24 protein-coding genes and 1 pseudogene are annotated in these 25,096 nt (G+C 40.8%); 15 read left to right on the top strand and 10 right to left on the bottom strand.

All coding sequences use genetic code 11. The annotated features are described in order from the left end of the window. Nucleotides 1–190 precede the first annotated feature (190 nt). Nucleotides 191–616: a hypothetical protein gene (locus KOL94_RS02710; protein ID WP_221563841.1), complete on the top strand. Its 426-nt coding sequence runs from the start codon at nucleotides 191–193 to the stop codon at nucleotides 614–616. A gap of 4 nt (nucleotides 617–620) precedes the next feature. Here the strand turns inward: KOL94_RS02710 and KOL94_RS02715 are convergent, their stop codons facing one another. Continuing rightward, entirely contained in the window at nucleotides 621–1,157 is a 537-nt protein-coding gene (locus tag KOL94_RS02715) for an HD domain-containing protein (RefSeq protein ID WP_221563843.1), read from the bottom strand. 312 nt (nucleotides 1,158–1,469) lie between these two features. Here KOL94_RS02715 and KOL94_RS02720 point away from each other — a divergent pair, with 312 nt between their 5' ends. After that, nucleotides 1,470–2,660, top strand: a complete 1,191-nt coding sequence (locus KOL94_RS02720; protein ID WP_483298056.1) for a putative glycoside hydrolase — start codon at nucleotides 1,470–1,472, stop codon at nucleotides 2,658–2,660. A gap of 496 nt (nucleotides 2,661–3,156) precedes the next feature. Here KOL94_RS02720 and KOL94_RS02725 read toward each other — a convergent pair whose 3' ends face one another. Next, a complete protein-coding gene (locus tag KOL94_RS02725; protein WP_221563845.1) occupies nucleotides 3,157–3,336 on the bottom strand; it encodes a hypothetical protein in 180 nt (59 codons plus the stop codon). Nucleotides 3,337–3,652: 316 nt separating this feature from the next. On the opposite strand from KOL94_RS02725, the gene KOL94_RS02730 reads away from it, so the two are divergent. After that, nucleotides 3,653–4,195 (top strand): GNAT family N-acetyltransferase, encoded by a 543-nt coding sequence (locus tag KOL94_RS02730; protein WP_221563847.1) that lies wholly within the window; start codon nucleotides 3,653–3,655, stop codon nucleotides 4,193–4,195. A 23-nt stretch (nucleotides 4,196–4,218) separates the two neighbouring features. After that, the gene (locus KOL94_RS25105) at nucleotides 4,219–4,347 is read left to right on the top strand and encodes a hypothetical protein (RefSeq protein WP_260412182.1); all 129 of its coding nucleotides are present in this window, start codon (nucleotides 4,219–4,221) and stop codon (nucleotides 4,345–4,347) included. Nucleotides 4,348–4,432: 85 nt separating this feature from the next. On the opposite strand, the gene KOL94_RS02735 is transcribed toward KOL94_RS25105, so the two are convergent. Together KOL94_RS02735 and KOL94_RS02740 are read right to left on the bottom strand one after the other, a co-directional pair. Then, nucleotides 4,433–7,501: an efflux RND transporter permease subunit gene (locus tag KOL94_RS02735; protein ID WP_221563848.1), complete on the bottom strand. Its 3,069-nt coding sequence runs from the start codon at nucleotides 7,499–7,501 to the stop codon at nucleotides 4,433–4,435. Nucleotides 7,502–7,510: 9 nt separating this feature from the next. Beyond that, nucleotides 7,511–8,689, bottom strand: a complete 1,179-nt coding sequence (locus KOL94_RS02740) for an efflux RND transporter periplasmic adaptor subunit (protein WP_221563849.1) — start codon at nucleotides 8,687–8,689, stop codon at nucleotides 7,511–7,513. A 262-nt stretch (nucleotides 8,690–8,951) separates the two neighbouring features. Between KOL94_RS02740 and spxA the strand changes: the two genes are divergently transcribed. After that, nucleotides 8,952–9,347, top strand: coding sequence for a transcriptional regulator SpxA (gene spxA / locus KOL94_RS02745; RefSeq protein WP_221563850.1), 396 nt, complete (start codon nucleotides 8,952–8,954; stop codon nucleotides 9,345–9,347). Nucleotides 9,348–9,848: 501 nt separating this feature from the next. Then, the gene (locus KOL94_RS02750; protein WP_221563851.1) at nucleotides 9,849–10,406 is read left to right on the top strand and encodes a nuclease-related domain-containing protein; all 558 of its coding nucleotides are present in this window, start codon (nucleotides 9,849–9,851) and stop codon (nucleotides 10,404–10,406) included. Nucleotides 10,407–10,888: 482 nt separating this feature from the next. Here the strand turns inward: KOL94_RS02750 and KOL94_RS02755 are convergent, their stop codons facing one another. Then, nucleotides 10,889–11,563, bottom strand: coding sequence for a TerC family protein (locus KOL94_RS02755; protein ID WP_221563852.1), 675 nt, complete (start codon nucleotides 11,561–11,563; stop codon nucleotides 10,889–10,891). 367 nt (nucleotides 11,564–11,930) lie between these two features. Between KOL94_RS02755 and mecA the strand changes: the two genes are divergently transcribed. The 4 genes from mecA (at nucleotide 11,931) to pepF (ending at nucleotide 17,655) form a co-directional block, all read left to right on the top strand. Further along, nucleotides 11,931–12,608, top strand: a complete 678-nt coding sequence (mecA, locus tag KOL94_RS02760) for an adaptor protein MecA (RefSeq protein ID WP_221563853.1) — start codon at nucleotides 11,931–11,933, stop codon at nucleotides 12,606–12,608. 94 nt (nucleotides 12,609–12,702) lie between these two features. Further along, nucleotides 12,703–14,235: a cardiolipin synthase gene (gene cls / locus KOL94_RS02765; RefSeq protein ID WP_221563854.1), complete on the top strand. Its 1,533-nt coding sequence runs from the start codon at nucleotides 12,703–12,705 to the stop codon at nucleotides 14,233–14,235. 97 nt (nucleotides 14,236–14,332) lie between these two features. Further along, nucleotides 14,333–15,514 (top strand): competence protein CoiA, encoded by a 1,182-nt coding sequence (locus KOL94_RS02770; RefSeq protein ID WP_221563855.1) that lies wholly within the window; start codon nucleotides 14,333–14,335, stop codon nucleotides 15,512–15,514. A 320-nt stretch (nucleotides 15,515–15,834) separates the two neighbouring features. Next, nucleotides 15,835–17,655, top strand: coding sequence for an oligoendopeptidase F (pepF, locus tag KOL94_RS02775; protein ID WP_221563857.1), 1,821 nt, complete (start codon nucleotides 15,835–15,837; stop codon nucleotides 17,653–17,655). A 34-nt stretch (nucleotides 17,656–17,689) separates the two neighbouring features. Here the strand turns inward: pepF and KOL94_RS02780 are convergent, their stop codons facing one another. Further along, entirely contained in the window at nucleotides 17,690–17,866 is a 177-nt protein-coding gene (locus tag KOL94_RS02780) for a hypothetical protein (protein WP_221563858.1), read from the bottom strand. 56 nt (nucleotides 17,867–17,922) lie between these two features. Here KOL94_RS02780 and KOL94_RS02785 point away from each other — a divergent pair, with 56 nt between their 5' ends. Next, entirely contained in the window at nucleotides 17,923–18,327 is a 405-nt protein-coding gene (locus KOL94_RS02785; RefSeq protein ID WP_221563860.1) for an NUDIX hydrolase, read from the top strand. Between the two features lie 103 nt (nucleotides 18,328–18,430). On the opposite strand, the gene KOL94_RS02790 is transcribed toward KOL94_RS02785, so the two are convergent. The 4 genes and pseudogenes from KOL94_RS02790 to KOL94_RS02805 form a co-directional block, all read right to left on the bottom strand. Then, on the bottom strand, nucleotides 18,431–19,306 hold the full coding sequence (locus KOL94_RS02790; RefSeq protein ID WP_221567567.1) for a ClpXP adapter SpxH family protein: 876 nt from the start codon (nucleotides 19,304–19,306) through the stop codon (nucleotides 18,431–18,433). 66 nt (nucleotides 19,307–19,372) lie between these two features. Further along, on the bottom strand, nucleotides 19,373–19,753 hold the full coding sequence (locus KOL94_RS02795; RefSeq protein WP_221563861.1) for a globin domain-containing protein: 381 nt from the start codon (nucleotides 19,751–19,753) through the stop codon (nucleotides 19,373–19,375). Between the two features lie 384 nt (nucleotides 19,754–20,137). Beyond that, nucleotides 20,138–20,506: pseudogene (locus KOL94_RS02800) on the bottom strand (lytic transglycosylase domain-containing protein); the annotation flags it as partial. A 345-nt stretch (nucleotides 20,507–20,851) separates the two neighbouring features. After that, on the bottom strand, nucleotides 20,852–21,430 hold the full coding sequence (locus KOL94_RS02805; RefSeq protein ID WP_221563862.1) for a CYTH domain-containing protein: 579 nt from the start codon (nucleotides 21,428–21,430) through the stop codon (nucleotides 20,852–20,854). Nucleotides 21,431–22,132: 702 nt separating this feature from the next. Between KOL94_RS02805 and KOL94_RS02810 the strand changes: the two genes are divergently transcribed. From KOL94_RS02810 to KOL94_RS02825, 4 genes are read left to right on the top strand one after another with little or no spacing between them, the layout of a single operon-like run. Continuing rightward, a complete protein-coding gene (locus tag KOL94_RS02810) occupies nucleotides 22,133–22,522 on the top strand; it encodes a UPF0738 family protein (RefSeq protein ID WP_221563863.1) in 390 nt (129 codons plus the stop codon). A gap of 40 nt (nucleotides 22,523–22,562) precedes the next feature. Further along, nucleotides 22,563–23,180: a GTP diphosphokinase gene (gene yjbM, locus KOL94_RS02815; RefSeq protein ID WP_221563864.1), complete on the top strand. Its 618-nt coding sequence runs from the start codon at nucleotides 22,563–22,565 to the stop codon at nucleotides 23,178–23,180. A gap of 44 nt (nucleotides 23,181–23,224) precedes the next feature. Then, nucleotides 23,225–24,019, top strand: a complete 795-nt coding sequence (locus tag KOL94_RS02820) for an NAD kinase (RefSeq protein ID WP_221563865.1) — start codon at nucleotides 23,225–23,227, stop codon at nucleotides 24,017–24,019. A 43-nt stretch (nucleotides 24,020–24,062) separates the two neighbouring features. Then, nucleotides 24,063–24,962: an RluA family pseudouridine synthase gene (locus KOL94_RS02825; protein WP_221563866.1), complete on the top strand. Its 900-nt coding sequence runs from the start codon at nucleotides 24,063–24,065 to the stop codon at nucleotides 24,960–24,962. Nucleotides 24,963–25,096: the final 134 nt, after the last annotated feature.

The raw sequence follows: 25,096 nt of genomic DNA on the forward strand, positions 1-25,096 counted from the left end.
TAAGCTGGTCGTTTCGGTAAGAAGAGGACGTACAAAGGAAAAGCAATTACTTTTTGACTTATTATAACTCAGCTATCGTCTAAGGCTTGTCTTTACAAAGTTTCCTTGTTTTGGTTAAGTTGAAGGAAATCATGCGGTCAGCGTATAATACTTAATGAAAGTTCGTATATATGAACGAGGAGGAAAAGTGTTGATTTATTATCAATTTGATCCTGAAACAGATTTGGAACTCCTTAAATCAATAGATCAAAAAGGAAAACTTCCTGATACAATTTCCTCTTCATTGCTCAAGAAACAATTTGTTATGAAGGACAACGAGGAAGTGTATGTATTTTCAAATGATGAAGAGGATGCAGGACTTTTATGGCTGAATATCTCTAAAAAACAGATGCTTGAAATCACTTGTTTATTTATGAATGACCGAATGGCCACTGAAAAGTTTCAAACTAAGTTGATCGACTTTGCGGTCAAAAGAGCGAAATATTTACAATTACGTCGAGTGGCTTTCAATAATGAAGTATTGAATGGAAGAACTGAACTTTCCCAGCTGAAGGAGGAACTGGGGTGCATTCGGATGGAATCGAAAGACCCATGGATCGAATGCATTCTTGGATAACGGTTCAGCTTGTTTGTTGAAGTGGTGTTGGATTTCCGTTTTCATTTAACTTCGAGTCAAGCTTTTTGACCAGCTCGATTGCTTTCTCATATGAAATTTCACGATAATGGTGGAGACCACCAGGTTCTTCATCAGCTTCATCAGCCAACCTGACGACTTTCTGTAATGGATTCAATTCTAATGATCCCCCAGGCAAATATGAATCAGTATGCAAAAGAATGGCTAATGAAATAGCTTTCGCATTTTCACGATCTTCCCCAAGCTCAATCAATAATTTATGTGCTCTTTCAGCACCTTTGATTGCGTGTATATCATTTGCTTTGTACTGCTCATAATCCCACTTACCATCCCTGTACCATGTATAATGACCAATATCATGAAGAAGTGCTGCTTTACATGCAAGCATAGGATCGACCCCATATTGACCGGACAGCTTATAGGCATGGAAACTGGAGGCAATGGCATGCACAACTCCAGATCGTTGTAAATATTTTTGTGTTTTATGATGTTCGAATATTTCAAGCAATGTTGGTTGACGCATGGATATTCCTCCTTTGTATAGAATGTATAAATGCATGAAGTACTGATTTGCTCTATTGGGTAACGGGTGGGCAAGGCACTTCTGCTTTTCTAAGTGTATTGTTCAACAATATAGCACGTCTCCAACTCCGATTCAAGTGAAAAATTTTTAACCATAGTCATGTTTTATATATTTATCGTAAAATTGTCTTAGTAAACATGTGAACTTTTTGGCAAAATGATGAAATTTATGTCGAAAGTTACTTTTCATGAAAAGAATGGTTTTCTATAATAGTATTTATAACGAGATACAACAGGGGGAGGAACAGAAAATATGGGGATGATGAAAGTAATCATGTCGATGTTTCTTTTGACGTTTCCGTCTTGGGAGATGGCAGATGAAACACAAGACTATGAAGTAGCATTTCACAAAGGTATTGAAACACATGTAATGAAAAGGGAACTTCCGGAGCAGCTTCCGAGGTTTGCATATGACTCAGGATTTACATTTCAATATCCAGATGCAGTAAGAGGAATTTATGTAACAGGGCACTCTGCAGGGGGCAGCAGGTTTGAGAAGCTTGTATCAATGCTTGATAATACTGAATTGAATGCAATGGTGGTTGATATCAAGGATGATCATGGGTATATTACGTACATACCAGATAAAGAATCCCCATTACATTCTGCTGGTCAACCGTATATCAAAGACCCGAGAAAAATGTTAGAGACATTAGAGAAACATGAAATTTATCCAATTGCACGGGTTGTCGTTTTTAAGGATTCCGTGCTTGCAAAACAGAAGCCTGGACTCTCCTTTAAAAATGGTGGGGCGGTTTGGAAGAATGGTCGAGGAGAAGCATTCGTAAACCCATTCATGAAAGAAGTATGGGATTACAATGTACAAGTGGCGATCGAAGCAGCGAAGTTAGGATTCCAGGAAATTCAGTTCGATTACGTCCGTTTCCCTGAAGGTTTTGAAAAACGGGATAAAACGTTATCGTATAATCAGGGTGAATACGCTGATCTTGATATCGATGATGTTCAAAAGCGAGTGACCGCTGTAACAGAATTCGTGGAGTATGCTAAGAAACAACTAGAACCATATGGTGTTAAAGTGTCTGTAGACATTTTCGGATATACCGCAACCTTACCTGAAGCACCGGGTATCGGTCAAAACTTCTCAAAAATATCGAGTCATGTCGATGTCATTTCATCTATGATATACCCTAGTCACTGGACCTCGTATTTTGGGATTGCAAAACCAGACTTGGAACCATATCGTCTTGTTACGGAATATGCAAAAATGGAAAATAAGAAGTTGAGTGAACTTGAAAACCCACCGATCTCCAGACCTTGGATACAGGATTTTACGGCTTCTTATCTAGGGAGCGGCAATTACATGAAATATGGTAAATCTGAAGTAGAAGCACAAATCCGAGCACTTAATGAAAATGGTATTAAAGAATTCCTTCTATGGGATGCCGGAAACACATATACACCGAATGTAGATTACACGCCGTAAATAGATAACATTAAAGAAAACTTGCCAAACCCAAGTTTTAGTGAAGGCTGAGCCATAGTTTCACTTATACTGAAGAAAGTATTTATAAGTACAAAAGAGACCCAGGAGGATATTAGTCCTCCCGGGTCTTCTTTGTTAAAGGACTTTGTTGATTTTGAGTAAAATTTGAGACACTCCTGCGGGAAAAGCGAGCCAGGCGAGACCCTGCAGCGAGGAACTGGTGAGGAGGCTCGCGGAAGTAGGTAAATGCAAGGAAGTGATGTCTAGTTCAACGACCAATCACTTGGATCGCTTCAAACTTCCTGCGGCGGTCGACACATTGAATGATATCCTTATGAGTTGGCCCTACGCAGAACCAAGTCTTTGTTTGGTTCGAGCCTCCTCGTCAGTTTTCCAGTGACCTTCGTGACTAATCGGGTCGCTTCCGCCTTTCGTTTTGCCCGCGGAAAGGAGTGAATAGAAATCAACAATAAAAACTAAACAGAACTTATAATTTTTATATTCTCCTTTGAACCTTTCGCCATCCTGTTTGGGTTTCTTTACTTTTATTCAAGAAGAATTTTGCTTTTCCTCTTCCAAATAGTTTTGAAGCAGCACCCTGTGTAATGATCCCCATGAAAGCAGTCAGCCCGATGACAAATACGCCGAGCAAAGTAAGGTCGATGAAAAATTGCATCTGCTTTACCTCCCTTGTATGTAACATCCATCATTTCCTAATACTACTATTGTAAAAGAAGTTTAAAGCCTTTGGAAGAGGGGAAATTATTAATCGATTAATATCGGAATTCCCACTTAGCTGTCCACTGAACACCTTCTATTCCCCTTTTATTATAGCTTATTTACTAAATTATTGATACAAACTGTCTAGTGCTTTTTCATCATTTTACGTTTCATTCATGGAAGGTCGAACCAATCCTTTGAATTCAAATTTAGAGCCAAATGGAGGTTATGTTATAATGGAAAGGAATAAACCAAATGGAAAGGGTAGATCTATGAACTGGTACGAAAAACTGAATGAATATTTTCCTGTAGAAGAAATGAAGTCGAAGAAACACATGGAGCTATTGTTGAAGGAAAAAGGTGATGTTTATCATAAGGATGAGAGTAAATATCACGTCCTGATGTATGCAGAATTCGAGGATTTTATTTTCATCGATTATATTTTTGTATCTGGGGCTGCGAGAGGGCAAGGAATTGGCCACAAGATATTAGAAAAGCTTAAAGAGAAGGGAAAGCCGATCATCCTGGAAGTAGAGCCCGTTGATTACGAAGATTCTGATACCGAAAAAAGACAACGCTTTTATAAACGGGAAGGGTTCATACATGCAGAATCGATCGGGTACAGACGCCGCTCACTTGCGACCAATGAAATCAATGAGATGGAAATCCTGTTCTGGGCACCTGAAAATGAATCAGAAGAAATGGTTTATGAAAGTATGAAAAAAATGTATGAAAAGATTCATACCTACAAAGACGTAGAGCTGTACGGTAAATCTTATCAGGATGTAGATGATGTTCTCACATTTGAAGAGTAAGTGAGGAAAGGACGGTGAGATTCATGAAACGCCGTACAAAGAATAAGAAAAAACGAGAATGGATCAAGGACCTTCTTAAAAAGAAGCTGCCAGGTTGGTCGCCTAAGCCGACAAAAGGCCCAGCGTCACAATCCAAGAGACATACAGCTTGATATCTACACAAAGATGGCTGAACTAACAACAGGGGGCTTAGTCATGAGTGTCCGACACTTATGACTAAGCCCCTTTTCTATTGGTTTAAGATTTTGGTATATCTTTGGCTTGTTCTTTCTTTCCTTTACGTGTTTCTTTTATCCGGTCGAATTGGTTATAGATGACTGGTATGAAGATCAGGCTGATCAGGGTTCCGAATAGAAGACCAAAAATAATCACAATCGCCATAGGTTGTTGGATTTCTGTGCCTTCACCGATCCCGATCATAAGTGGGATCAAGCCGAGAATCGTCGTCAAGGCAGTCATCATGATCGGACGTAGACGCGCTTTACCGGCTTTTACAATCGAGCGCGAAGTGGAGAGTCCCCTTTGCTTCAGCTGGTTGATATAGTCGACGAGCACAATGGCGTTGTTGACTATGATTCCTGTCAAGATCAAGATACCGACTAACGAACCAACTCCAAAAGGCTGTCGGGTGACTACCAATCCAAGTAAAATCCCAATTGCAGTAAGCGGAATCGAGAACATGATGATGAATGGGTAGGAAAAGGATTCGAATTGACCCGCCATAACCATGTATATTAATACGATCGCAAGTGCCAAAGCACCACTAAGTTTGAAGAAGGCATCTTTCATTTGCTGATTTTGACCACCGAATGAAATTTCATAACCAGATGGTAAAGAGACATTCTCTTTAATTTGTTTTTTGACATCATTCATGACATTTCCCAGATCTCGATCGAGAATTGATGCGCTAACCCTAATTTCCCGTAATCGATCGGATCTGTTGATTTGACTGGGGCCAGTTCCTTGCTTGATCTCAGCGATAGATTTCAATTTCACTAATTCTCCCCTAGGTGTCTCGATGTTTAAATTTTTCAGATCCTCTACATCCTCAAGCTTTTCTGGATCGACTTGCACTCTTACATCGACTTGGTCACCGCTTCGATTGAATACAGTAGCAACTCTCCCGTTCGTTGCATTTTGAACAGCTTGCGAAACCTGGGCACTCGTCAATCCAAAACTTGAGGCTTTGGTTCGATCGACTTCGATTTCAAGCTGAGGATTCCCTGTTTCATAATTAGAATCGATTTCCCGAATTCCATCCACTTTATTGATTTCTGCTTTAATATTGTCTGAAATGGTTTCTAGCGTTCCTAAATCCGGACCAGAAACTTCTATTGAAACGGGCGATTCTGAAAAGCCTGCATCACTCGCTTGAACAGATATCTCGGCATTTTCAACCTTGCCGATTTTCGATCTGATGGTTTCGGCTATTTGAACATCCGATTGCTCACGTTCGGAAATAGGCTTCAGTAATATGCTGTACATTGCCGTATTACTATTGGTGCCAGCCTGGATGGAAAAGTCATTCGACCCACCGATCGTCACATAGTAGAGATCGATCGCACTAATGCTATCCAATTTTTCATTGATGATTTCAGTTGTTTGATAGGTTGAATTTGTACTGCTTCCTGGAGGCAGTTCTACATCAATATTCACGTAACTCTGGTCTTGGGCTGGTAAAAACTCTGTCCCTATGAATGGGATAGCAGAAAGCGATACGAGAAGGAGAACCAATGTACCAAGAATCACCCGTTTCGGATAGCGAAGCGCTTTTCTTAAGAGATAAATATATCGCCTTTGAAAGTTTAGAAACTTTCCTTTCTGGTTGATTTTCTTGTGTTTTCCTAAGATCAAGTTTGATGACAGCAATGGAACGATGATCAGCGCCGTGATGAGTGAAGCTGCGAGCGCATACGTAACACTTAGAGCTAATGGTTTAAATAACTGTGCAGCCAAACCATCGACAAAAACAATCGGCAGGAAAACGACCACAGTTGTAAGTGTAGAGGCGATGACAGCACCGCTAACTTCTTTTGCTCCAGTGATTGCAGCCTCTTTTATAGGTACACCTTTTTCCCTTAGCCTGTATATACTTTCTAAAATGACGATGGAATTATCGACAATCATACCAACCCCAAGCGCTAACCCACCTAAAGTCAAAAGGTTGAGGGTTTGGCCGGAAAAATACATGAAAATGAAAGCAGTCATCACCGAGATCGGTATCGAGAAGCCGATGATCAACGTACTACGGAGATTCCTTAAGAAAAGATACAGGATTCCGGCAGCGAGTATACTACCGATGATCATATTAAGCAGAACCGCTTTAATGGACTGTTTAATGAATTTTGCCTGGTTGAAAATCGTCTCCACTTTCACATTTTCGGAGAGTGAGAGATCTTCCAATTTCTTTTCGACGTTGTTTGCTACTGTAACGGTATTCTCTCCGGATTGTTTCAGGATGGATATACCGATGCTCGGTTCCCCGTTCAGATAACTGATCTGGTCAGTATTTGCCGTCGTCTCTTCAATTTCAACGAGCTGATCCAGTTCCACGACACCGCTCTTAGTCGGAATTGGCAATTGTCTGAGCTCGGTGATCGAATCGAATTCTCCAACAACACGTAATGGATACTTCATATCCTTGTCATTGATTTCTCCACTCGGCATCGTCACGTTTTCTCCAGCCAAAATTTGTCTGAGCTGGTCAATGGTGATACCGAAATCATTCAAAGCTTCTGAATCTACAGACACGTTGACAACTTTCTCTGTGCCACCTTCAATCGTGACGGAAGCAACGCCATCAATCGAATCCAGGGCAGGCTTGATTTCATTTTCTACAAGTTTCTTGGCAGAGACCAGGTCACCCTCTGGCGCTTGGATGCCTAAACGGACAATCGGGAGGTCATTCGGATTAAACCGGAGAACTCTTGGTTGTGGAACGTCTCGAGGGAGTTGATCACGAACTGCATCAAGCTGTTCCCTCATTTTTAAGGCGGCAAAGTCCATGTCTGTGCCCCAGTGATATGACACAATAATAAGTGCCCCGCCTGTTCGTGAAACAGATGAAACACTTTCTACGTTAGGGATGGTCCCCATGATATTTTCAATCGGTTGTGCAAGAAGTTTCTCAACTTCCTCTGGACTTGCGCCTTCATATGTAACCGTGACTGCTGCAACAGGGAAAGTAAGGTCAGGAAATAAGTCGACCGGTGTATTCCGAACACTTACCGCCCCGATGATTAGCATGAATAAGATCACCATTCCCATGGCGATTGGTCTAAATACGGAAAGTTCAGTTATTTTCATCAAGTCCACTCACTTTTTAATACTGATTTTCGAACGGTTTATCAATTGGTATTTTCCTTCGGTGACAACAACGTCACCTTCAGTCAATCCTTTGCTGACATGGCTAGTATGCTTGCTTGTTCCTTCGAGCTCAATTACTCGTTTGATCGCTCGCTCATCCTGGACGACAAAGACATATGGTTTGTTTTGATCATAGAGAATGGCCTGATTCGGTACAGTCAGTGTATTTTCTTTGATCTGGGTATCGATCAGAGCGGTTGCGGTAGAATCTGACTGGATGTTTTCCTGGTTTTCAGGTAACGTGACTGAGACCGTGTACGTGCTTGTTTCCGGATTCGGTTCTGAAGAAATGGATTCTATTGTACTCTTAATCGGCTTTGAGACGTCTTCGAAGCTCATTTGTACTGGCATATCCTCTGTGAGTTCTTTTACCTGAAATTTGTTTGCACTGAAAACAGCTTTCAGGTCTTGATTACTTGAAACAACAGCTAAAGGTGAAGAGGGGAGGGCTGGTGCTCCAGCTTTTGCATTGACTTGACCAACTGTCCCATCAATTGGTGATGTGATTTTAGTTGCTTCTAATGCGCTTTCGGCTTGTCTCACTCCTCCTTTTGCCTGTTCCAGTTGACCGTTGATCAGCGGTAGGGTGGAAGCGGTGAGTGAGGAGCCAGATGAAGCCACTCCTTTTAATTGTTCAAGTGTTTCTGAGATCGTAGCTGTGATTTCATCCGAATCAGCTTGCTCTGGCAATGGGATCTCTTCCAGCTGATCGATCGTATCGTCAATGACTTTGTTCACTCGGGATTGTGTAGCTTGTTGTTGTTCGATAGCTGAATTAAGTTGATTTCTCGAACGTTCAAGGGTCGAGACGGCTGACCTGGCTTGTGCAAGTTGTTGTCGCAGTTGTTGATCTTCTAATGAAAAAAGCAGATCTCCTTTTTTAACATTATCTCCTTCTTTTACATGTACTTTTTTTACTTGGGAAGGTGTGGAGGAGATGACCGGGATTTGCTCAGACGGGGTTGTTCTACCCACGAGTTCAATTGATTCTTTGAAGGTGGATTTTTCAACGGCTTCCGTCTTTACAGGTATCGCATTGTCAGCAGCGTTGTCGCTTGTAATGATATCTTCAGAACACGCTGTTAAAAGGATTATAAAACTACTAAGCAAAGCTAATGACTTTTTCAAGAATACTCACTCCATTATCATCTACAAGCAAATTTCTGAGAAACAATCTAAGTTTTATTATAGTTTAGGTTTAAAAAAAATAAACAAGGGAACATGGTTTTTGGGAAGGTTTAACAAGATGGACACAGTTTCTGAAGGAAATCCATTTATACCCTATCATACACATAGAAATTGTTGTATAATAAGAAATGTGATTAATAATCTTTTTAAAGTAAGATTTCTTATAAATATGATTTTCAAATCATGAAAGGAGACGATCCTTATGGTTACATTATATACTTCTCCAAGTTGCACATCATGCAGAAAGGCTAGAGCATGGCTAGAGGAACACGAAATACCTTTCCAAGAGCGTAATATCTTTTCAGAGCCATTGTCAATCAATGAGCTTAAAGAGATTCTGCGTATGACAGAGGAAGGTACAGACGAAATCATTTCGAAACGCTCCAAGACGTTCCAAGAGTTGAATGTCAACCTTGAGACTATGCCGCTTCAAGATTTGTTTGAGCTGATGAGCGAAAATCCTGGATTATTGCGTCGTCCGATTTTGATTGATGAAAAACGTCTGCAAGTAGGATACAACGAAGATGAAATCCGTCGTTTCCTACCAAGAAAAGTACGTACATTCCAACTCCTCGAAGCTCAAAAAATGGTCAACTAATAATGAAAAGACTGCTGCTTAACTGAATGGTAGGCAACAGTCTTTTTTTTGTTTTATTTAGGGGGGAGGGAGCTGGGGGTTCTAGGGATGCTGATTACAGGGAGTGTAGGTTTTTTCTTGTCGCGGCCCGGGTTTGTGCTGTCGCGGCGCGGGTCTATTTTACTGATTTACTCAAGATGCCCTCGAAATTGCTCAAGATGCCCTCGAAATTGCTCAAGATGTCCTTGAAATTGCTCAAGATGCCCTCGGAATTGCTCAAGATGCCCTCGGAATTGCTCAAGATGCCCTCGGAATTGCTCAAGATGCCCTCGGAATTGCTCAAGATGCCCTCGGAATTGCTCAAGATGTCCTTGAAATTGCTCAAGCTCCGCTCAAATTTGCTCTAATCATCCTCATATGCCCCATGAAAACATCTTTTATAGAAAATTATCGCCATTAAAAAAGGAAAAATGGTGATGCGACTAGAATAAAAAATTACAAAATAAAGAAAGGTGTGATTTATTGACGAAAAAAATCAATTTTTACTCACCAAAAATCGAAAAACTTGAAGCAATACTAAGAAGATCTACACCATACCATCCAGGAAGAGCAAAAGCGGAAAGCTGGTTGTCAATAAGCAAGGCAGGGGTCAAGGGAGAAAGATCACTCGATTATCCTTTAAGTTTTCTCGATGGTAATGAATATACGATTTATAATGGCACACGCTTATCAAGCGGTAAATATTACTTCCAAATTGATTCACTTTTAACTCACACGAAATACAACATTATTTTAGAGGTCAAAAATTTAGCAGGAAAACTTATCTTTGACACTGCCCATTGTCAACTCATCCAACAGTTTGATGACGGTAGGGAAGTAATCCACAAAGATCCTATACATCAGGTAGACCATCAACATTTTCAACTGAGAAGATGGTTAGAACAACATAAATTCTCGAATGATATTCCGATATACTCATTTGTTGTTCTAACAAATGATTCCGCTCAAATCGAACCTCGGGATAATGAAAAGCTGCTCACGAAAAAAGTCCTTCAATTCCTCACTCCGTGTTACCATTGAAACTCTGCACAATAACCACACCAAAGAGTACCTCTCAACAAAAGATCTCAAAAAACTAAAAAATCTGCTTATTAAAAGACACACTTTACATGACCCTGACTTGCTCAGCCAGCTGCAAATTACAAAAGATGAACTGCTAACAGGAGTACACTGTCCTCACTGTTTCACTATTCCAATGGAAAGAATTCACGGTAAATGGATTTGTCTCGCTTGTAAAACAGTCTCAAAAGACGCCCACCTAAATGCGCTTCGTGATTATTACCTCTTAATCCAGCCCACAATCACAAACCAACAATTAAGAAATTACCTCCATATCGATTCCAGAAAAACTGCAAGCTACTTATTACAATCATTAAAAATGTGACATGAAGGAAACACATCCAGACTCTGTTACGACCTTTCCTCCATATGGTCTGACAAAAAAGACCTTCTATAAATGAAAAAAACTCACCCAATTTCAGGCGAGCCTTTTTACAAGCTGTTTAGTTCAAGCTTTCGTGTGTTTTTATTCGTTTGGTGAACCATCCTGATAACAGGACTCCACCGATGATGAATACGTATAGGAGAACGCTAAGGAAATCATTGTGTCCAATCAAGTTGTGGATGATTTGTTCCTCTGTAATCATCTTAGCTGCTGTAAATGCGAGAATTCCAGATCCAATATAGACGAGTGCCGGAAACCGTTCCATGAAATGGAGGATTAATTTACTTCCCCAAATGATGATTGGTACCGATACGAGTAAACCGATGATCACGAGTAAGATGTTCCCGTGAGCCGCACCTGCGATGGCAAGTACATTATCGAGCCCCATTACGATATCCGCAACGACAATTGTCCTTACAGCCTCCCTTAATGTTGTCCCAGCCTTGATGTCTGCTTCGCCATTATCTTCAGCCAACAAATTATAGGCGATGTAAACAAGAAGGACACCACCTACTAACATAAGGTAAGGTATTTTTAATAAGTAAACGGCCACAATGGTTAGTACAACCCTTACGGCAATCGCTAAGCCTGTACCTAATAAAATCGCTTTATTCCGCTGGTGAACGGGTAAATTACGGCTGGCCAACGCAATGACAATCGCATTATCCCCGCCAAGAACGATGTCAATGGCAATAATTGATAAAAGTGCAATGATAAATTCCGATTCAAACAAAAAAGTAAGCCCCTTTCTAATATGAAAAAACACTTGACGTTGGCTTATAATCCACGTACAATCAACCAAAATAGCTATATGTATAAGGTCTTGAACGTTGAAATTATAAGATAGTTCTTCAATAGCGTCAAGCTAGGTGGTATCGGTTATCGGCCTATTTATGGTAAAAAAGTAAAAATGGTCATGCATTTTTATTTCATTCCTTCCTTATTTATCATAGAATAGAAGTACAAGAAACTCCAACAATTTATTATTGATTCAGTAGCGTACAAATCGGGAACACTATGCGAAAGAATGTAAATTTTAACGTACAGGGGTTCAAAATCTCTTCCAGGTGAGCAATCTGGATCGAAGGGAGAGAAACACCATGGAAATAGAACGTGTAAATGAGTATACAATCAAGTTTTTTATAACTTATAGCGATATAGAGACAAGAGGATTCGATAAAGAGGAAATTTGGCAAAACCGGGAGCGGGGAGAAGAGCTGTTCTGGGAGATGATGGATGAAGCGCATCAACAGGAACAATTTTCATTAGAAGGTCCGCTTTGGATTCAGGTCCAGGCTTTGGATAAAGGACTTGAAATTCTGGTAACACGGGCTTCGTTATCACAGGATGGTTCGAAATTGGAGCTTCCGATATCAGATGACAAGCAGGTCGATGTGCCAGTTGATGAAAACATTGAAAAGATGCTTGACCATCAATTCAATTCAGATGTTGATAACGAAGATGCTTCTGACCACGATGATGAAGATTACTTATCTTTCATGATCCGTTTCGATGACATCGAGGATCTCATTTCATTAAGTCACGATATAAATTGTGAGTCATTTGAAGATATCCTTTATCATTATGAAAACAAGTACTATTTGTACGTGACTTTCTATGATTCGTTCAGTGAATCTGAACAGGATGATGTGTTGAGCAGATTGCTGGAATTTGGTGACGAAACAGATCTTACCGTTCATCGGATCGAAGAGTATGGTAAAGTGATTCTTGCAGAAAATGCGCTCGAACAATTGAACGAGTATTTTCCTAAGAAGTAGTGGGACGCCGATCTTCGTCAAGAATTTCGGCGTTTTCGTTTTAACACCATTACATTGCCAATCAATGCCACATTGAATTCAGAGGGATGTAACCATGTTCAAAAAGACATTGCAGCTTACGATGTTTTTAGCAATCCTGATAAGTATATTCGTCATTACGAAACCGTACTGGGAGAATTGGATTGTCGGGGCAAATTGGATCCTTGGTGCCTTAAGTATCTTTTTTTCATTTTCTGCATTATTCATCGGGATTGTCATCTTTTTAGAAAATCGGCATCCGTCCCAGACGCTGACCTGGTTCGTTGTTTTGGCCGCGTTTCCTTTAGTCGGTTTCTTTTTCTATATGATGTTCGGTCGGAATTATCGTAAAAAGAAAATGTTCGATCAAAAAGCGCTCACTGATGAAGAGGCTTTTTCACGGTTTGAACAAAATCGTGCCATCGATGATGACAATATGAAAATGATGGGGGATCATCAACGGTTGCTGTTCCAGTTAGCCCAAAGGCTAGGAAAAAGCCCGATTTCATTCAACACCGATACCAAGGTCCTTACAAATGGGAAAGAAACATACACATGTATTCTTGAAGCCTTACGGAATGCGGAAGAACATATACATATGGAATATTATATTGTGCGTCATGACAATATCGGCAGACAGATCCGGACGATCCTGATGGAAAAAGCGAAACAAGGAGTCGAAGTCCGGTTCTTGTATGATGCAGTCGGAAGCTGGAAGCTTTCTCGCGACTATATTGATCAACTTCGAAATGCAGGCGTTCAGGCAGTACCTTTTTTACCTGTTAAACTCCCTTTATTCAATAACAAGATCAACTACCGGAACCATCGGAAAATTGTCGTGATTGACGGGAATGTTGGTTTTGTCGGCGGACTTAACATCGGCGATGAATACTTAGGATTGAATCCCACTTACGGTTACTGGCGGGATACACATCTGATGGTAAAGGGGGAAGCGGTTAGAAGCTTACAGATCATCTTTCTGCAGGATTGGTATTCGATGACTGGAGAGACCTTGTTGGACCCGAATTATCTTTCTCCTGAAATTCCGAGTGCCCAAGTGTATGGTGGCGTACAGATGATTGCCGGCGGACCGGATCACCAGTGGGACATCATAAAAAAGTTGTTTTTCTCGATGATTATTTCCGCTAAGAAATCAATTTGGATCACATCGCCTTATTTCATCCCTGATGAGGACATTCTGAATGCATTGAGAGTCGCTGCTTTAAGCGGAATCGATGTTCGGTTGTTATTCCCCGCAAGACCGGATAAGAAGCTGCCATTCTATGCGTCTAGATCTTATTTTCCAAGTCTTCTCGAAGCGGGTGTGAAGATCTACGAATATCGCAAGGGATTTTTGCACAGTAAGATCATTATCGTCGACAATGAACTTGCTTCCATCGGTACTGCAAATATGGATATGAGGAGCTTCCATTTGAATTTCGAAGTGAACGCATTTTTATATCGTACGAAGAGTACATTGAGGCTGGTGGATGATTATATCCAGGATCTTGAAGATTCGACCCCACTTGTCCTTGAATCATTCCACAAAAGGGGGTTTTATTATAAAATCCTCGAATCTACATCAAGGCTCTTATCTCCATTGCTTTGATGAATTCACAGAATCTTTTCTCCATCGAGAAGGGTTCTGTTTTTTTATATGGAATACTATTGAGGTGCGAAAAAATTCAATAGATAGAGGTGATTCAATGCTTTCTGCGAATTCCAGCAACGGACAGTGTATCAATCTGGCCGAAACCTGGAAAAAAGACGAGTTGGAAAAGCTGAGAGATTCAGATGCTTTCCAATGTCCCGTCTGCAATAAGAACGTTGTCCTTAAGCTTGGGACAAAGAGGATCTGGCACTTTTCACACGTAAGCGGCACTGCATGCGGGGTGGATATCGAACCAGAATCCACCTACCATTTGTTAGGGAAAAGACAATTGTATCAATGGTTATCCGCTCAAAACGTTGCCCGAGAATTAGAACGATACTTCCCCTTATTAAGGCAACGCCCTGACCTATATCTCCCTGGCTTATCGACCGCGATCGAATATCAATGCGCGACCATCCCCATCGAAATTTTCAAAAAACGTACCCGTACCCTTCAAAATGCAGGAATCGAGCCTATCTGGATATTAGGATCAAAAAGGATATCCAGAATCAAGAATACAAGCTTTTATAGGTTGGACGAGCTTGCCTTTCAATCCTTACGATTCAATGACCGTTGCGTGTTTTCACCATATATCATGTATTACTGCCCTCTAAGCTTATCCTTTACGTTTCTTCATTCCATCGTTCCATACACCTCAAGGACGATTCTTGCCTGTAAAAAGACCATCTCCTCAAATCAAATCGTATATCCATTCCACTCAAATGAACTTGAAGCGCCTAATTTGAAGGATTTCCATTCTGAATGGATTGAAAAAAGCGTAACGACTCGCCTTTATATCCATGTGAACAAAGATCCCTCCGTTATCATGATGAAGAAACACCTTGTAAATAAAGGGGTTCCGGTAAGTCTTTTTCCAGTTGAAGCGGGACTTCCCTCTAAACACCTTTTCTGGTTCAACTCGCCCGCCTATGTGTGGCAAACTTGTTTTCTGATCGAAATCCTCCATCCAATGTCAATTGATTCCACTTTTTCATTCCGTCAAATCTTCCGCCAATTCATTAAAACAATCAAGTTTTATAAAATCAGCACCCGTCCTTACCTTGCAGATGAGAAGAGTCATATTTCCTATGCATTGATGGATTATTTGCAATGGTTATGTAAATTCGGTGTGTTGAAAAGGGTTGATGTGAATCACTTTATTAAGAGGAAGGACCTCCAATTCCCGGAATCGATTACTGATGTTCGAAAAACGATGAAACAGTATTTTAAGGTGTAAAAAACCTTATTGCTTGCTATTTTTCATTAAGAAATCCACGAGACTCCTGCGGGAACAGCGAGCCAGCCGAGACCCCGCAGTGAGGAACGAGCGAGGAGGCTCGCGGTTCGCCCGCGGAAAGGGAGTGGATTTTGGGAAAATAATTAATAAGAAAGTTAAAGCAAGTATATAATAATCTGGATTTATCTGAAAAACATAGGGAAGATAGAAAGGAAATTGGAACTGTCCCTCGAATTTTATACAGATGTAGGGAATGTTTTCTATTAGCAACAACCTACCTGAACCAGTAATTTTGTAAGAGGAAATAAGGAGGATTTTAAATGGCAGAACAAGCAGTGAAATCATTACCGAAAAGAGATGAAATTCCGGTTGAAGATACTTGGGATTTAGAGGATATTTTCGAAACTGATGATGTATGGGAAGAAGAATTCAAACAGGTAAAAGAATTGATTCCTCAGATTGACCAATACCAGGGGAAACTTGGAGAGTCGTCAGCAACCTTATATGAAGCCTTGCAGCTTCAAGATGAAATTACCAAACGGGTTGGAAAGTTGTATACATATGCGCATATGAGAAATGACCAGGATACAACGAATTCCTTTTACCAAGGCTTGAACGATCGAGTGGCGACCTTGGCGACTGAAACAAGCAGTCACCTTTCTTATATCGTTCCTGAAATTCTTTCTTTAGACGAAAGTCAGATCAAATCCTTTGTGGAAGAGAATGATGACTTGAAGCTTTACGATCATTTTCTTGATGAAATCAACAGAAGCCGTCCTCATGTGTTGTCTCAAAAAGAGGAAGCGCTGCTCGCGGGTGTAAGTGAAGTGACGAACAATGCGAGTAATACTTTTGGAATGCTGAATAATGCGGACCTCAAGTTCCCGACAGTCAAAGATGAAAATGGGGAAGAGGTTGAACTTACACACGGTCGTTATATCCGTTTCTTGGAAAGTGATGATCAGGAAGTCCGCATGAATGCTTTCAAGGCAATGTATGGAACGTATGATAAATTCAAAAATACATTCGCAAGTACATTAAGCGGAACAGTGAAAAAAGACAATTTCAATGCAAGAATAAGGAAGTATGATTCTGCACGTCAAGCAGCACTAGATGCAAACAATATCCCTGAGACGGTCTACGACAATCTCGTGAAGACGGTGAATGACAATCTTCATCTGATGCATCGCTATGTGAAGCTCCGTAAAAAGGCTCTAGGCTTGGATGAACTGCACATGTATGATCTTTATACACCGATTGTAAAAGACGTTAAAATGGAGATCCCTTATGATGAGGCAAAGGAACTTGTCGTGAAGAGTCTTGCACCGATGGGTGAAGAGTATGTCAATATCGTAAAAGAAGGCTATGAGAAACGCTGGATCGATGTACAAGAGAACGTAGGAAAACGAAGTGGAGCATATTCTTCAGGAGCGTACGGGACGATGCCATATATTCTTATGAATTGGCAGGACAACGTAAACAACCTGTTTACATTGACACATGAAATCGGACACTCTGTGCACAGCTACTACACACGTGAGACACAACCATATCCATATGCGAATTATTCGATTTTTGTTGCTGAAGTAGCTTCTACTTGTAATGAAGCATTGTTGAACGAATATATGCTCAACATTACAGATGACAAGAAGAAGAAATTATACTTGTTGAACCATCTTCTTGAAGGATTCCGAGGCACCGTTTTCCGCCAGACGATGTTCGCCGAGTTCGAACAATTGATCCATGAACGTGCAGCAGCTGGTGAAGCGTTGACTCCTGATTTGTTTACGAAACTCTATTATGACCTTAATGAAAAATACTTTGGCGAAGATATCATCATTGATGAGGAAATCGGACTTGAATGGGCAAGGATACCTCACTTCTATTACAACTACTATGTATATCAATATGCGACTGGCTTCAGTGCAGCCGCTTCGCTTTCTAAACAGATTTTAGATGAAGGTGCGCCAGCAGTTGAACGATATCTTGAATTCTTGAAAGCTGGAAGTTCTGATTATCCAATTGAAGTCTTGAAGAAGGCAGGAGTGGATATGACTAGCAGCAAACCAATCGAGGATGCTCTTTCGGTATTCGAATCCGTATTGAGTGATATGGAAGAGTTACTTTTCGAAACAGAATAAAATTACTACCGGGCTGGCTGTAGGGTCAGCCCGTTTAAATTTTAAAGCCCTTGAATCGTTTGCGGCTGTTGATACGGACAAGAATATAGAGAATGGATATGAAAAGCAGTGGTGTTGCTATGAATAATGGAAAAATTTTGAGGAAGCCGAAAACGACGAGGACGAAACTAACCAAAACACCAATGACTCCGAGAATCATCCCTATTTGCATGATATCAATCTCCTTTCACTACATTTTATGAATTCAAAAATAAAACATGCTTTCCGATGGAGGCAGAATGTGAGAAATCGGAGCAGAATCATCCTAATACAATCAGAACAAATGCACTGATCAAACGTGTGAAACAATCAGAAATCTATTATGTTATCACTGGCGGCGGGATAGAAGATGGTGAAACACCAGAGGAAGCCGCACGTAGAGCTGCGAAGGAAGAATTGGGCGTCGACGTCATGATTAAAGGGTTGGTCCATACAGAAAAATGGAACAGTCTGCAGTATTATTTTCAGGCTGAGATCAGTGGCGGTGAGTTTGGAAAGGGCATTGGGGAAGAGATGAATGGCAAGAATGAAGCAAAAGGGAAGTACATCCCGATTTGGGTCAATGTCACGGAGTTGACAGAGCTTCCGTTGCGTCCAAAATCAATCATTGATAAAATATTCAGTTTACTATAAAGAAAACTTGGCAAGGCCAGGCCTTAGCGAAGGCTGAGCCTTCGTTGCCCTTGTATTGAAGAAAGTATTTATATTTTCTTTAAATGTAAAAAAGGGGTCTGACTTATACGTCAGCCCCTTCAATATAACGCCAAAAGGTTCCGTGTTTTACTGGAACTCTTTCAACCTTTTGCTGTAAGACAAATTCTTTAAGTTGTTTCTCCACTTCACGTTCACTGAGATTATAAACTTCTGAAATTTCTTTTGTAGCCACGAATTGATATTTTTTCAAAAAATACTCCATTGGCGGCGGGGGACATTTTTTCGGTAATTCCCCGAGAAGTTCTTCCAAAATATGAACATAAATCTCATATGAGTACATTCCAGTAATTTTTATGCCTTCTTCTGAAGTATCACTGAAAAAAACGAGTGATGGCAGTTGGTTGACTTCCATTTCTTGTGTTGTTTTAACGTCACACTGGAACGCTTTTACTGCGCTTTCTGAATGAAGGTCTTTTTGGAACTCATTCACATCGAGCCCAGCTTCATCTGCACACTGCACCAGTACATCCAATTTCGTAATATTCTGCTTTTGCAGAAATAATTCTTCCCTTAATTTTCTCAAGAAGCGTACACCATTTGATTTTCCTTGTAATTCAGCAGCCTTTACTGCAATCGAAGCGATATAAGGAGTTTTAATCGGATCTTCATACCATACATCTCCATCACAAGACATCCCGGAGCGATTGGCTGTGATTTCCCATTTCTTTGCAACATCTTCTTTCGTACAAATCCCATTCCGTCTCTGTATCGCAGAATTCCAGTAATCGAGTGTACCCCCCATCAAATGTCTAAGTCGGATGTGATTTCCGAACTCGATCTGTAACTTCTTTATGACAGGTTCAAGGCCCCAGCATTCTGGACATAGAGGATCTACGAATGAGTATATTTCAATGGGGCGATTCTTATATGAAGTTGGTAATTCGCACTCACATTGGATAGCATTTTTAGCTTCTGTTGATTCTGTCTTGTGCTTCGTCAATGGTTATTCTCCTTTCTATCGCTCTTATTCAGGATTGTTAACCATGTGATGGGCTGTCATCGTCAAACGGCTGTAAATTTGTTCTTTATAAGGGCTTTCCAGGTTGACTTCTTCCATTGCTTCCTTCATACAGGAAAGCCACGCTTCCGCACGTCGAGGTGTGATTGGAAACGGCATATGTCTTGCCCTTAACATCGGATGGCCATGTTCTTCACTGTATAATGGCGGCCCTCCTAAAAACTGGGTTAAAAATTGTTTCTGTTTTCTTATCGTTTCAGTTAAATCATCTGGAAATATCGGAGCGAGATCCGGATGAGCTTGTACGCGAGGATAGAATGCCTCAACAAGCTTATCAACCATCTCTTTACCGCCGATAACTTCAAATGGTGTATAATTTGAATTCATAATTCGTTACCTGCCTTATTTTGTTCCAACTTGAAAAAGTATAATCACACTTTATTCTTAGCAAGAAGTTATTACTTATTTTAGCAATGCAATTATTGTTTCAGCAAACATTCTGATTTACAGTTCATTTGACCTTATATTCACCTTGGACGTTCTTGTACAGGATGTATTATACTCGAAGATCTTTAAAAAGCTGCGGGGTCTCGCTTAGTTGGCTGTCCCGCAGGAGTCTTGCATATTTTCACTTCCCTAACCTTTCACTACCTTCCTTTACAACATTCCAATAGCAACAAACAATAAGCCTAAAAAAAAGAAACCCATCCGAAAATGAGTTTTTGTGTACGATCTGCGAGAATGTCATAGCATTTTATTCAATTTATCTTAGGTACGTTGATAATTAGACATTACTTTGCTGACATAACCTTTCGTTTCGGAAAACGGAGGGATTCCATTATAGCGATCGACATTCCCAGGCCCAGCATTATAAGCGGCAAGCGCATTCTGGATATTACCGTCATAGCGATTAAGCATTTGTCTTAAATATTTCGCTCCACCCATGATGTTCTCTTCAGGATTATAAGGATTTCTGACACCAAGACCCTCAGCGGTTTTCGGCATCAGCTGCATCAATCCCATCGCACCTGCAGGACTGGTACTCAAGGCATTGAAACTCGATTCTTGTTTGATGACAGCTTCAATCAAGTTCGGATCAAGATTGTACTTCGCCGCTGCTTTGTTAATATATGTACGATACTGATTGTTGGTTGATATAGTCGGAGTCTTGTCCGTCAGTGGATTCTTCATCATGACTGCCGAATTCAATTCCATTGGTTTCATGTTGTTATCACTTGTAGCAGTATCAGGTTTAATAAATGACTGGAGAGCTTCCTCAAACATCCTACTCCATGGTGAATCGACAGAAGAAGTTTTCGGTCCAATCTGAAATTGGCTCAGTGATTGTAGTTCTATTAATGATCGGATCAGTTGACTGTTCAAACGTCATCCCTACTTTCATAAACTACCTTCATCATAGCAAACGGCATTCCCATAAACAACGAATTTTGACAAAAATTTCATATCACAATCCGTAGATTCGGTTCAAACGCGTTTACGATTGAAGAAGCGCTCGATTTTATTCGGCGTGTTTCGTTGTGGAATGTGGTAGGTTTCAAGAAGGTTGTGGAATTCTTGTTCGCCAGTCTTGCGGTCACCGACTTCGTATTCCAGTTCAAAGTCTTCTGTTCCAAGATAAGTGGAATGATCAAATACAAGTAAACCGGATTTATATGCTCTTTCAACTCTTGAAGTGACAAGAGACCCTAAGCATTTTAACTTGCTGGATTCGATTCCGAAAGTGTCTTCAAGTAAATCCAGCATCTCACTTGGATCGACTCTACGACCATTAATCAAGTTCAAGGCAGTTGCTTCTGATAGTACTTCATGCGCTTCAAGCAGTCCGTCATCTTGAGGTCGTTTCAGAGTGAATGTATAGTTGTTCTTTTTATGACGGATACGGAGAGCACATCCTTTTTCTTTTAACGAAAAATCCTCGGTATCAAAATAATGATTCGTTTGCTCGATAAAAGAATCATCCGATATAGAGAAGGCAGCACATAGAGAATTGAATTCTTCTTCAGTAACGAGATTCTTAAGTTCAATTTCGATTTCTTGTTTCATAATATCGGTCACCTCATATGACATTCATTTCCGTGTCATTATCTCATATGAGGATACGTGCTACAATTTTAATTTGAGATTTAAAATATGATACACTTAATAAGGAGTTTTAAAAAAGAGGACTGTTTTCGTATGAATTGTAGTTCTACAATTTGGAAATATACTCGCTATCCGCGGGTTATAGAAAAGCAGAAGCGCCCCGTTTAGTCACGCAGGTCACTGGAGGACTGACGAGGAGGCTCGAACCAAACAAAAACTTGGTTCTGCGTGGGCTAACTCATGAGGATGTCAATCAATGTGTTGCCGGCACAGAAAGTTTGAAGTGATCCAAGTACTGGTCGCTGAGCTAGACATCACTTCATGTATGGAGCCCTAGATCTGCAAGCCTCATCAGCTCACTGTACAGGATCTCAACACAAAAATGAAATCATTTTCTTGTCTGCGATGGGAATTCTTAGAAGCTCGCCTTATGCTGGCTTCGACGTTCACCACAAGACCACGGCCTACACTGCATCCTTGTAGTTTTGCACCGAGTAACGGCAGGCGCAGGACGTGGTGGTAATTAGTCGAAGTTCATCATTATACTCGAAGATCCTTTAAAAGCTTGCGGAGTCTCGCATATTTCCTTTTTTAGATAAAAACTTTTAGAAAACAGCTATAAAGTAAAACAAAGCATATCGATTTATTTTTAGGAGGACCATTATGACTACGAGATTAGAAGTGACATCAAGTGAGATTTTTGAAGATAGGGTCGAGTTTGGGAGCAATAGCGAAAACCTGTCTGGGGATGTTAGCCTGGCACCTTCCGAACAAGTACTCGTAGACTCTGATGCTTTATCTTTCATTTATATATTAGAAACGACGGATAGTTTCATTTACGTTTCATTTCCAAAAGAACAATGGAATGCATTGAAAACAGTGATTACAGAAGAGAAGGATGCTTTTCTGAAATTATCTAACCATGAACCTCTAAGTTTGAAAGGATTAAAATGGGAATTAGAGTATTTGATCGAAAACATTTCTGGAAATGCAAATTACGGTAACGAAATGATGAAAAGTGTTGAGGAGATCTTTCAACCGATCAACGGTTGATTTAGAGAGCTTCCGAAAAAATAGATTCGGTGGTGGTTAGATGGAATGGGATGTATTCTTGAATCCTTACAAACAAGCAGTTGATGAATTGAAGGTGAAATTGAAGGGGGTGCGTGAACAATACCTCATTGAGAATAAGCACTCCCCAATCGAGTTTGTCACCGGCAGAGTCAAACCTGTTGCAAGTATTATAGATAAAACGAAACGGAAAAACATTCCGCTTGATGACATTGATACGGAAATTCAAGATATTGCAGGGATCAGGATCATGTGCCAGTTTGTAGATGATATCGAATCAGTCATCAATATGCTGAAGAAGCGTAAAGATCTTGAAGTAATTGAAGAAAGGGACTATGTCAATCATAAAAAGCCAAGCGGATACCGCTCCTTCCACGTCGTCCTATCCTATCCTGTGCAAACTGTAGGCGGTGAAAAGAAACTCTTAGTGGAGATCCAAATCCGGACACTTGCTATGAATTTTTGGGCGACAATTGAGCATTCTTTAAATTATAAATATGCAGGTGCGATCCCGACGAATATTGAAGAACGCCTTCAGCGTGCGGCAGAAGCTGCTTTCAGGCTGGATGAGGAAATGTCTCTTATAAAAGGTGAAATACAAGAGGCGCAAAAGATTTTCGAGCAAAAAGAACAACGGTGATATACATAAAGGGATGAATTTTGAAGGTAAGGAAGCGATGGCTAATGAATTTTTCGATAATCTCAAAAGGTGACGAGAAATCAGCTAAACTTGAAAAAAGGATTAAATCTTATTTGCAAGATTTTGATTTGAAGTGGAATGAGAAAGAACCTGATATCGTCATTTCAATTGGTGGGGATGGCACACTTCTTCATGCGTTCCATCATTACATCGAACGTGTCGATCAGACTGCATTTGTCGGTGTACATACAGGACATCTCGGTTTCTATGCCGATTGGACACCGAGCGAAGTGGAAAAACTCGTCATCCATATTGCGAAAACACCTTTCCAAATCGTTGAATACCCTTTGCTTGAAGTGACTGTCCGTTATTTGGACGATGATAAGGAAAGCCGCTATTTGGCGATGAATGAATGTACAGTAAAAAGCGTGGAAGGCTCACTGGTCATGAATGTTGAAATCAAAGGTGAAGAATTCGAAACCTTCAGAGGGGATGGGTTGTGCATCTCTACGCCTTCGGGGAGTACTGCATACAATAAAGCCCTTGGCGGAGCCATCATCCATCCTTCGCTTCCTTCGCTCCAGTTGGCGGAAATGGCTTCGATCAACAACAGAGTGTTCCGAACAGTCGGCTCTCCGCTCGTTTTACCGCAGCACCATACATGCATGTTGAAACCGGTTAACGATGTTGATTTTCACATAACCATTGACCATCTTTTCTTATTGCATGAAAAAGTGAAATCCATCCAGTGCCGGGTAGCCGAAGAAAAAGTAAGATTTGCGCGATTCCGACCATTCCCATTCTGGAAACGTGTACGAGAATCATTCGTCAAAGAATGAACCTATAGGTAAAATTGTTAACCAATAGAGGAGAAGCTGCTTCATGAAACCATTGCAATTCACGTGGACTGTTGGGAAGGCTTCCAGCGGTAAATTCCTCAGGGAGTATCTTTTGCAAGAAAAATTCATATCAAGGCAGGCGCTCACTGACATCAAATATGGCGGTGGCGCTCTTTTTGTAAACGATCAGCCGGTCACTGTCCGTCATCAGCTTCAGGAAAATGATCAGGTAACGGTGTTCTTTCCTCCTGAAGAGGTAAGCGAGTCGATGGAACCAGTTGAAATTCCGTTGTCGGTCTTATTTGAGGATGAACATTTTCTGGCTGTAGACAAGCCGGCAAACATGCCGACAATTCCTTCTATGTTCAGGAACACGGACTCCCTGGCTCAAGCTGTCCTTTTCTACTATCAACAAGAAGGGATTTCATCGACGATTCATGCTGTCAATCGGCTTGATCGGGATACGTCCGGTATTGTCATGTTCGCGAAACATCGCTATGGACATTCCTTATTATCCAGACTGCAAAAAAGCGGAGAGATGAACCGGACCTATCTCGCTCTATGTCATGGTGTTCCAGGGGAAGCAAAAGGGACGATTGAGAAACCGATCGGGCGACAAGAGGGGAGCATCATCGAACGCTGTGTCAGGGGAGATGGGCAGCAGGCGAAAACGCATTTCGAAGTTTTACAGTCTTTTGGCGATCATGCATTGGTGCGTTTGAAACTGGAGACAGGACGGACCCATCAGATACGGGTGCATATGGCTTCCGTCGGACACCCGTTATTAGGTGATGATCTGTATGGAGGGAATCATGCACTAATTGGAAGGCAGGCGCTTCATAGTCAATCCATGCAATTCTATAACCCATTCTTGGAAAAAATGATAGTGATTGAAGCTCCGGTCCCCGATGATATGGCAAGGTTGATAGAGAATCAAGCGTGACAAAAAAGTTTAGGTCTCTTTAACTAACTTGCGTGATTCCGGACTTTTTAAAAAAGGAAGCGAAATCCGCTTCCTTTTTTACATTTAAAGAAAATATAAAATACTTTCTTCAATATAAGCGCAACTATGGCTCA

Origin of the sequence: Alkalihalobacillus sp. TS-13 (genome assembly GCF_019720915.1) — a bacterium.
Lineage (GTDB): Bacteria > Bacillota > Bacilli > Bacillales > Fictibacillaceae > Pseudalkalibacillus.